We start from the raw sequence: 7,605 nt of genomic DNA, 5'->3' as shown, positions 1-7,605 counted from the left end.
TGGCGGAGTGGACGGGACTCGAACCCGCGACCCCCGGCGTGACAGGCCGGTATTCTAACCAACTGAACTACCACTCCGCAGTATTTAATGCTATTTATTTTTCCTATTGGCGGAGTGGACGGGACTCGAACCCGCGACCCCCGGCGTGACAGGCCGGTATTCTAACCAACTGAACTACCACTCCGCAGTATTTAATGCTATTTATTTTTCCTATTGGCGGAGTGGACGGGACTCGAACCCGCGACCCCCGGCGTGACAGGCCGGTATTCTAACCAACTGAACTACCACTCCGCAGTATTTAATGCTATTTATTTTTCCTATTGGCGGAGTGGACGGGACTCGAACCCGCGACCCCCGGCGTGACAGGCCGGTATTCTAACCAACTGAACTACCACTCCGCAGTATTTAATGCTATTTATTTTTCCTATTGGCGGAGTGGACGGGACTCGAACCCGCGACCCCCGGCGTGACAGGCCGGTATTCTAACCAACTGAACTACCACTCCGCAGTATTTAATGCTATTTATTTTTCCTATTGGCGGAGTGGACGGGACTCGAACCCGCGACCCCCGGCGTGACAGGCCGGTATTCTAACCAACTGAACTACCACTCCACATTTTCGTTGCTGACTGAGTCTCCCCTGACAGCGGCGTGAATAATACGAATCACCCTCTGGTTCGTCAAGGGGTTTTTTGTATTTTTACAGGTTTTTTAGTCATCTGACATCGAAAGGTTTAAAATTTCACCTGATTTGTCATTTTTTGAGCCATTTTTGCCGACTTCATTTTCTTTCGCTGCTTGCTCATCATTTTCGGTTTTATTTTTTTTCTTTAAAAATGGCAAAGAAACTTTAAATTTAAGTGGTTTTTTCTGCACAAAAATTCGAATCGCTAGCCACCCTAACAGTAGAACGATTAAATTTCCAACAACAATGAGTATCACCATTAGTGTAGTGGACGCTTTTTGTTCCTCTTCAATAATTCGTTGCTGCTCAGCTTGGGCTTCTAAATCGATTTCAGGGCGAACAATTTCTGGTACAGCTTCAATGGGTCGCTCAATTTCAAATTTATAAGTTGGTAAAGTAGCCATAAATTCACGGTCATTTATATTGCTACCAAATACAGATAGCTCAACACTGTATCTACCCCAGTCATAATTTTTAATTGCAAGTTCGCGCATTTGTGATTTATCCGCATCAATTGAGAACATTTGCTCTTCATTATTCGGATAATAGATTTTCCCCTGAATGAGCACGGTTTCAGGTTTGACGATTTCAGGATTTAAGGTGATCGTTAAAATGTGGTCATCTTCATCTTGCTCAGCAAGCGCTATTTCATAATCAAAAGGAGGCTCGTGCACCACAATCGGTTTTTGTACCACGGTGCGTTTCAGTATTGGCGTTTCTATATAAAGCTCTGGTTGCCACTCACCTGCAGGAAACGTCAGTTTAAATTCGCCAGTAAATACGCCATCAAGCGGGCGCTCATCAAAACCACGGCCATCATCTCTAAACTCAGTGACACTTTGCGTACCGGCACCAAAGTTTGAGTAATCACTATTATTAGTACTGACAAAATCGACATTCAAACTAATCACATCACGAAACTGCCCCACTTCGATGGGTTCTCCATCATTTAATACGCGACCAGTCAGTTTCACTGTCTCTCCGCGAAATAGCATCGGCGGTAAAGGATCTACATCTAATTCAATTTCTCCCATCACCATAATACGGCTTCCTGGCAAGATTTTGCCAACAACCTGCCATGGGCCCGGCATAGGATTAGTAATAGTGACTAAGTCATAACTGAGCTCATCATACCAATCAAGATCATGATTTTTCACTGAGTCTGTGGCGTAATACTTAGTCCCATCAGGACGAACCAATACAACGGCAGGTGCACCGCGGTTACGAAAGAACAGTAAGGTTACTTTATCGATTTTATGATCGATGCGAAAACGGTTTTCTAACAGAGGAATTTCATTTTTAACCCCATCCCGAGCTAATGGCGTTATCTTATCTTGTGCTGTTGCAAATCCCATACAAGGCATTAAGCACAGTATTCCTGCTAGTAGCTGTTTTCTCATTTCATTACCTTATTCTGCACGCCATAAACATTGACCACCCTTTGCCACTAAATCTAAACGTTCTTCATGGGCAGCTTGCTCTTGTTCGGTTGCTCTTAATACCACAAGGGGTGCTCTGTCGGCACTAAGACGACGAATACCACCCGTTTGATGTGTTGAGCCTTCATCTTTATTTTGATTGAGGTTCAGCTTTACTTGTCCACCGGTCATTGCCAAGTAAACATCTGCTAGAATCTCGGAATCCAGTAATGCGCCGTGTAAAGTACGCTTTGAGTTATCAATATCATAGCGGCGACAAAGCGCATCAAGGTTATTCTTTTGACCTGGATGCAAGTCACGCGCCATTTTCAAGGTATCAAGTACACTACATACATCGGCAGTTTTCGGAAAACCTTGATTTAACAATGCAAACTCGTTGTCCATGTGGCCGATATCGAACGCAGCGTTATGAATAACAAGCTCTGCGCCACGAATATACTCTAAAAACTCATGGGCAATTTGGTGGTACAAAGGTTTATCACGCAAAAATTCATTGGTGATACCGTGTACGTCTATCGCTTCTTCTTCTATTTCACGTTGTGGATTGATATACACATGAAAGTTGTTGCCAGTAAGACGGCGATTCACAAGTTCAACACAACCGATTTCAATGATGCGGTGGCCTTGCTTTGGGTCAATACCCGTGGTTTCTGTATCTAAAACTATTTGTCTATGTGCCATATCGTCTTAAGCCTGACTCTGGTATCTTTCTATATTCACTTTATTGTACACAATATCAAGGTAAAACAGTGCAGAAAACCGTAGAGATTTACACCGATGGATCATGTTTAGGAAATCCAGGGCCTGGTGGGTATGGCATCGTGATGCGATACAACGGCCACGAAAAGCAATTGAGTCAAGGCTATACCCTAACAACTAATAATCGGATGGAAATGCTCGCAGCTATCGTTGCACTAGAAACCCTCACCCGCTCTTGTCACGTCATTCTTACTACCGATAGTCAATATGTGAAACAAGGCATTGAGTCATGGGTCGAAAATTGGAAAAAACGCGGCTGGAAAACTGCAGCTAAAAAACCAGTTAAGAATGTCGATTTATGGAAACGACTCGATGCAGCATGCCAGCAACACGAAGTAGAATGGCGCTGGGTAAAAGGCCATAGCGGCAACAAATATAATGAAATTGTTGACGATCTAGCCCGCGAAGCCGCTGGCAGCGATCAATTACTTGAAGACACAGGTTACGACGGTAATTAAAATTACCTTGAAAGAAACTTAGCGCAGGCCGTTTTATATTTTTGTTATATGTTATAAGATTTGGCTATAAAGAAATATAAAGGACTCATTATGGCTCTGCGCATTCACTCTTTTTTTCATCAACAAAGCGCCACTCTCTGTTATTTAGTCAGTTGCGAAAACACTAAAAATTGCTTGCTGATTGATGCGCCAGCTGATTTTGATATGCCAAGTGGAGAGTTAAGTTTTACCACAGCCAATGAGATCATCAGCTTCATAAAAACTGAGCAGCTGACATTACAATGGCTACTTGAAACCCACGCCCATGCTGACCATATCACTGCGGCAAGTTATATAAAGCAGCAATTACAAGCCACACATCCTTGCAAGCTCGGCACTGGCGAAGGGATCACACAAGTACAAAAGCACTTTAGCCAACTTTACAATCTGGATATGCCGTGTAATGGCGAGCCTTTTGATGCTTTATTTGCTAATAAAGCGCAATTTAAGTTAGGTAATTACACGGTTGATGTGATTGCCACGCCTGGCCACACTCCTGACAGTGTGTGCTATCACATTGATGGCAATGTATTTGTCGGTGACACTTTTTTTATGCCAGACAGTGGCACAGCACGCTGTGACTTTCCCGGCGGCAGCGCAGGCGAATTATATGATTCACTACAACAAATTTTAGCGTTTCCTGACGATACAGTGCTTTGGATGTGCCATGACTACCAACCTGATGGTCGACCTTTAGCAAACAAAACCACGGTTAAAGAGCAGCGTGAGCAAAACATTCACTTAAAAGGAGATAAACAAGATTTTATTGCAACACGTGAAAACCGCGATGCAACCTTGGCAGTGCCAAAACTACTGCATCCTGCTATTCAATTAAATATTCGTGCAGGTCAGTATCCAAGTAAAACAGACACGCAACAGCATTATCTAGCTATCCCGCTCACAGTGCTGCTTTGATGTTTGTCTAAGACCTGCCCCTTTCACTGGCGAAAATTGCGGCCTTGCATGCCATTTAGGTTTAATTGGTGTCAGCGGGGCCACACGCTTTCTAGCCACCAGCATATACACACTGCCCATTGGCTTTAAATATTGCTGGCCAAAGCTGCGCCACGCAGCAAAGCGCGATAAGCGGTTTCCTCTTGCAAGCGATGAATGGATAAAACGCTCATCAGAGATTATTTCAAAGCCTAATAAATTCAACCAATCTTTTACTCGTGATGGCGTGAAAAACCGCCCTGTCCAAGGTAGCTTTTGGCGGCTAAAAGGTAATAACTGCGCCAATCCACACAAACTAAACGGGTTAAAGCCTGTGATCACGATGTAACCACCGGGGATCAAAGTACGATGCGCTTCACGTAAGATATGGTGCGGATCAGAATGATATTCTAAACAGTGCGATAATATGCAGGCATCAACACTGTGCTCATAAAACGGTAACTCGTCTACATCAGCAATAACACCGGTAAATAAGCCCTGCTCTGCTACGCAAACTTGATGCTTAATAGGACTTTCACTGGTTGCCAGCTCACCACTTAAATTACCGAGTTTGAGCATGTGATAACCAAACATGCGCGGCAGCCATGGTGTTAGCTTACGTTCAATTTCAGCACGTAAATAGTCACCATGAGGGAACTGCTGCCAAGAGTATGGCTTAGGACCTTCTTGAAAACTAAGGGCTGGTTTCATTTTCTGAGCTCGTTATACTGTGTGTTAACTGTCACTTTATAGAGCAATTAAACATGGTGCAAGTTAAAGCAATTAAAGCCTTTTCTGATAACTACATTTGGTGCATCAGCAATGAAGCTGAACAAACAGCGTGGGTGGTCGACCCAGGACAGGCAGAGCCCGTTCTAAACTACCTAAGCGAAAATAACTTATCACTGGCAGGGATTTTAATTACCCATCATCACTATGATCACACCGATGGCGTTGCAGCCTTGGTAAAAACATTTCGTGATATCCCGGTGTACGGACCAAGACACAGCCCTTTCAAAGGCATTAGCCATGGCGTTTGTGAAGCGGATAAGGTGACGGTGTACGATTACACTTTTACTGTGCTTGCGACACCAGGGCATACTCTCGATCATGTTTGTTACATTAATGACGAGTTAAGTTTTACTGGCGATACCTTATTTAGTGCTGGCTGCGGACGATTATTTGAAGGCAGTGCTGAACAAATGTGGCACTCTTTATGTAAATTAAGAGCCCTGCCTGATGAGTGTAAAATCTACTGCACTCATGAATACACGCAGGCCAACTTAGCCTTTGCAAAAGCTGTTGAACCAAATAACGAATACCTTCTCAACTACAGTGATAAAGTAGATGCGCTGCGAGAAAGCGGCAAAATTAGCTTACCGACTCAATTAAGCGTTGAGAGGCAAATAAACCCCTTTATCCGTTGTCATTTTCCACACATAACTGATGAGCTTCCAAGCGAGCTTAAAGAAAATCTTGATCTAGCTGAACCTTGGCAACGCTTTGCGGGTCTCAGAGCCTGGAAAGATAATTTTTAAAAGTGTAACTCTACCGATTACATTTTTATATATTTAGATCAACACCTTGCAATAATGAGCTGACATATACTGGTCATAAAGTGGCAATATGTGCTTATAGCAGGTAATATTCGCCGAGTTTTTTTACCTGATTATATAGGTATATATGTATAAGTCTCCTTTAGTTATAACACTTGCGCTGGTACTAAGTGGTTGTCAGTTAACAGCTTCTAACTCAGATACCACAGCTAATAATGATGTTGAGCAACAGCTCAATGGCGCAAGCCCAAGTGACGTTAATGATGCACTAATGATTAACGCACAGTATCAACAGGTCGCAGATCTTGATGAGCCACCACAGGTATTTGATGATGTATGGGAGCGTATTCGTTACCAACTTTCGATTGATGTGCCACAAAACCGCCCAGTGGTTGCTGAGCGTAACTACTATGCACGTCATCAGGCCTATTTAGATCGCATCTCTAAGCGTGCAGAGCCTTACCTGTACTTTATTGTAGAAGAAGTCGAGAAGCGTCAAATGCCAATTGAAATTGCGCTTTTACCGATTGTAGAAAGTGCTTTTGACCCATTTGGTTATTCACATCGCAGTGCCTCGGGCATCTGGCAATTCATGCCACAAACTGGTGAGCGTTTTGATTTAAAACAAAACTGGTGGTACGACGGTCGTCGTGACATTGTACAGTCGACCCGTGCAGCACTTGATTATTTGTCATATCTTCACAAAACCTTAGAAGGCGATTGGTTAAATGCCATCGCAGCCTATAACTCAGGTGAAGGCCGTTTGCTACGAGCCATTAAAAAGAATCGTAAAAAGCATTTACCAACAGACTTTTGGTCTTTGGATTTACCAAAAGAAACGACCTCGTATGTACCTAAACTGTTAGCACTGTCTGATCTAGTTAAACGCAGTGACGAGTTTGGTGTTAAGTGGCAACCAATTATTAATGCTCAAGTAGTTGAGGCGGTGAATGTAGGTAGTCAAATTGACTTAGCGCTTGCAGCTGATATGGCAGGTATTAGCTTAACTGAACTTTATCGTTTAAACCCGGGTTTTAATCGCTGGGCGACCGATCCTAATGGACCGCACTTTTTATTATTACCGTCTGATAAAGTTGAAGAGTTCTCTGCAAAACTAGCAAAAACAGAGCAAAAAGACCGTCTACGTTGGCAACAATACGTGGTTGCGCGCGGTGACAGTTTATCTGTGATTGCGAAGAAGTTTTCTACTAGCACAAACGCTATTAAAACACTGAATAAACTCTCATCGAATACTATTCGTGTTGGTCAGCAATTACTTGTACCACTGAGTGATGGTGAGATAAATAGCCAGCATTTACCAAAATCAGTGCGTATGGCTGCTAATAAAGCAACACGTAAAAAGCTAAGCCATAAAGTCGCCAGTGGCGATACGCTGTGGGATATTAGCCGTGAGTACGATGTGACCATTGCAGAGCTTGCAAGATGGAATAAACTTAAAAAAGATGCTGTATTACGTGTTGGTCAAAAGCTAACTGTATATAAAGAAGAAAAATCACAACTGGCTGCTACTCAAATCAAAGAGCGCACCATTACTTATAAAGTCCGTCGTGGTGATTCATTAGCGCGCATTGCTGCTAAGTTTAATGTGTCTGTAGAAGATATTATTAAATGGAACTCATTAGCTGGGCAAAAGTACATTCAACCTGGGCAAAAACTTAAGTTAAAAGTTGATGTAAGAAGCGCATAATTGCTTCATCTTGTTAATCAAAAAAAGAG

Annotated in this window: 7 protein-coding genes and 6 tRNA genes; 4 read left to right on the top strand and 9 right to left on the bottom strand. The window is 43.0% G+C overall.

Annotated features, from left to right (window positions below; genetic code table 11):
* From QL229_RS19720 to dnaQ, 8 genes are all read right to left on the bottom strand, one after another.
* A tRNA-Asp gene (locus QL229_RS19720) sits at nucleotides 1-77 on the bottom strand.
* A 30-nt stretch (nucleotides 78-107) separates the two neighbouring features.
* Nucleotides 108-184: transfer RNA gene (locus QL229_RS19715), tRNA-Asp, on the bottom strand.
* A 30-nt stretch (nucleotides 185-214) separates the two neighbouring features.
* A tRNA-Asp gene (locus QL229_RS19710) sits at nucleotides 215-291 on the bottom strand.
* Nucleotides 292-321: 30 nt separating this feature from the next.
* Nucleotides 322-398: transfer RNA gene (locus QL229_RS19705), tRNA-Asp, on the bottom strand.
* A 30-nt stretch (nucleotides 399-428) separates the two neighbouring features.
* Nucleotides 429-505 (bottom strand) — tRNA-Asp (locus tag QL229_RS19700).
* 30 nt (nucleotides 506-535) lie between these two features.
* Nucleotides 536-612 (bottom strand) — tRNA-Asp (locus QL229_RS19695).
* A gap of 98 nt (nucleotides 613-710) precedes the next feature.
* On the bottom strand, nucleotides 711-2,048 hold the full coding sequence (locus QL229_RS19690) for a TIGR03503 family protein (protein WP_235403871.1): 1,338 nt from the start codon (nucleotides 2,046-2,048) through the stop codon (nucleotides 711-713).
* A 45-nt stretch (nucleotides 2,049-2,093) separates the two neighbouring features.
* Nucleotides 2,094-2,804 carry a DNA polymerase III subunit epsilon gene (gene dnaQ / locus QL229_RS19685; protein WP_138557646.1) on the bottom strand — a complete coding sequence of 237 codons (711 nt, stop codon included), beginning with the start codon at nucleotides 2,802-2,804 and terminating at the stop codon, nucleotides 2,094-2,096.
* Between the two features lie 68 nt (nucleotides 2,805-2,872).
* Here dnaQ and rnhA point away from each other — a divergent pair, with 68 nt between their 5' ends.
* Both rnhA and QL229_RS19675 read left to right on the top strand, forming a co-directional pair.
* Entirely contained in the window at nucleotides 2,873-3,340 is a 468-nt protein-coding gene (gene rnhA, locus QL229_RS19680) for a ribonuclease HI (RefSeq protein ID WP_054561796.1), read from the top strand.
* Nucleotides 3,341-3,430: 90 nt separating this feature from the next.
* Nucleotides 3,431-4,294, top strand: a complete 864-nt coding sequence (locus QL229_RS19675) for an MBL fold metallo-hydrolase (RefSeq protein WP_138557645.1) — start codon at nucleotides 3,431-3,433, stop codon at nucleotides 4,292-4,294.
* On the opposite strand, the gene QL229_RS19670 is transcribed toward QL229_RS19675, so the two are convergent.
* Nucleotides 4,265-5,023 carry a class I SAM-dependent methyltransferase gene (locus tag QL229_RS19670; RefSeq protein ID WP_135924156.1) on the bottom strand — a complete coding sequence of 253 codons (759 nt, stop codon included), beginning with the start codon at nucleotides 5,021-5,023 and terminating at the stop codon, nucleotides 4,265-4,267. The genes QL229_RS19675 and QL229_RS19670 overlap by 30 nt on opposite strands.
* A gap of 53 nt (nucleotides 5,024-5,076) precedes the next feature.
* Between QL229_RS19670 and gloB the strand changes: the two genes are divergently transcribed.
* Nucleotides 5,077-5,850, top strand: coding sequence for a hydroxyacylglutathione hydrolase (gene gloB, locus QL229_RS19665; protein WP_138557644.1), 774 nt, complete (start codon nucleotides 5,077-5,079; stop codon nucleotides 5,848-5,850).
* 145 nt (nucleotides 5,851-5,995) lie between these two features.
* Nucleotides 5,996-7,576, top strand: a complete 1,581-nt coding sequence (locus QL229_RS19660; protein ID WP_281547325.1) for a LysM peptidoglycan-binding domain-containing protein — start codon at nucleotides 5,996-5,998, stop codon at nucleotides 7,574-7,576.
* Nucleotides 7,577-7,605 lie beyond the last annotated feature (29 nt).

Source organism: Pseudoalteromonas sp. PAR1, from assembly GCF_947311895.1.
Taxonomy (GTDB): Bacteria; Pseudomonadota; Gammaproteobacteria; order Enterobacterales; family Alteromonadaceae; genus Pseudoalteromonas; species Pseudoalteromonas lipolytica_C.
Note: the sequence above shows the minus strand (reverse complement) of the source record. Positions and strands in the feature narration are given on the sequence as shown.